This window comes from Microcystis sp. M53603_WE2 (assembly GCF_030065435.1).
This window is the reverse complement of record NZ_JASJFF010000891.1, coordinates 1-1,392: the sequence shown is the minus strand read 5'-3', so window position 1 is coordinate 1,392 and position 1,392 is coordinate 1. Positions and strand designations below refer to the sequence as shown.

General features: G+C 38.6%; 3 protein-coding genes. 2 read left to right on the top strand and 1 reads right to left on the bottom strand.

What is annotated here, in order from left to right:
* Positions 1–488: 488 nt before the first annotated feature.
* Entirely contained in the window at positions 489–626 is a 138-nt protein-coding gene (locus PX481_RS18955) for a hypothetical protein (RefSeq protein WP_288095445.1), read from the bottom strand.
* Between the two features lie 140 nt (positions 627–766).
* Here PX481_RS18955 and PX481_RS18950 point away from each other — a divergent pair, with 140 nt between their 5' ends.
* Both PX481_RS18950 and PX481_RS18945 read left to right on the top strand, forming a co-directional pair.
* Positions 767–943 carry a hypothetical protein gene (locus PX481_RS18950; protein ID WP_155120358.1) on the top strand — a complete coding sequence of 59 codons (177 nt, stop codon included), beginning with the start codon at positions 767–769 and terminating at the stop codon, positions 941–943.
* Positions 944–1,010: 67 nt separating this feature from the next.
* The gene (locus PX481_RS18945) at positions 1,011–1,244 is read left to right on the top strand and encodes a hypothetical protein (protein WP_002757450.1); all 234 of its coding nucleotides are present in this window, start codon (positions 1,011–1,013) and stop codon (positions 1,242–1,244) included.
* Positions 1,245–1,392 lie beyond the last annotated feature (148 nt).

Below are 1,392 nucleotides of genomic sequence, written 5' to 3'. Positions count from 1 at the left end.
TTGCAGCTGCCGTTGCGTCGTAGGGCGACCAAATTGGGTACTCTGATGCGGAGAAGATGAATTGTAGTTCAGCGTCTGGGATTTGTGTGGCCAGGAGTTTGAAGAGTGATAATTTGTCTGACTGGCTCAGATTGTTGACCAGAGGAATTAACTCAGCGAGTGACATGGTTTAAACTTCTAGAGGTGCGAGAATGAATTCTCAATAAAATCTTAATTGGGGGTATTATCTGGAAAAATTCGTCTAGTATATAGTCAGAGAGAGTTTTAAATAGTTTAGAAACATTCTTTGGTATGTAAAACCTATGGAAGTTAGAGAGATTAAAATTCGTGTTGACGCGGAATCGGCCGAAATTTATGAATCAGCTATATTTGCTGATCGCCAAAAGCTTGATGCTCTTCTTAGTTTGAGGTTGAAAGAATTTGCTAGAAAACGCCGCCCACTAGAGGCTGTTATGAGTGATATCAGTCGGAAAGCACAAGCTAGAGGCTTAACTCCCGAAATTTTGAGTAATTTGGCTCTTCGTTACTTGGTATGATTCGATCAGGGGGCATAAATCGACTAAATCCTTATCCGGCAAGAGACTTAATTGATTAGCTCGTTCTAGATCGAAAACAATTGGGAACAATCGAAGCAATGTCTTTCTATATAAGGGTTTCATCCCTTATAACCCCCCTCCATTGCATAACACAAACCGAAGAACCACATAAGTTAAATTATTTGATTAAGGTGTAGAATTGATGGTATTAATTATAACTCAGATATTGGGTGGTAATTTGGGAAAAAGGTAATGTTGGGTTTCGTCACCTCAACTTAACCTACAAGATCGCTTCTCCTCCTCTCCAAAAGCGATCGCCCCTCCTCCTCATCAAAAAGCGATCGCCCTTTGCGTTCCTATCCCAAGCGGCAGCTTTAAAGTTTAACCAACAAGATGACAGCGAATAACAATCAATTTGGTGTGTTACATTTATAATATAGATATTTCAAGTAAAAATCATTTCACCAACAGATCATGCTTAATTCTATTAACGCATTATTTGACGGAAAGGTCTTTCATCCAGAGCAACCCGTTACATTGAAGGCTAATACTCGTGTCCGCATTATTGTTGATAACTTATCGGATGAAAATAATGAACTCATTTCTTTTTTAGAGACAGCAGAATCATTACAACTAGACGGCCTCTCAGATTGGTCAGAAAATCTAGATAAATATTTATATGGCGAAGAAAAAGAGCATGAACCCTGAGAAATTTGGCTCTTCGGGAATTGTTATGCAAATAATTAACTTAAAATAAAATTCGATGAGAGCGCCTACGCTCAAAAGTAGCTGAAATCCATATAGGGAAGGACTTAAGGCATCAACAGGTTAATACCAAAAGATAGACAATCGAGTT

Coding starts and splice junctions, on each gene's coding strand:
- PX481_RS18945 (WP_002757450.1), top strand. CDS start 1,011: ATGCTTAATTCTATTAACGCATTATTTGACGGAAAGGTCTTTCATCCA.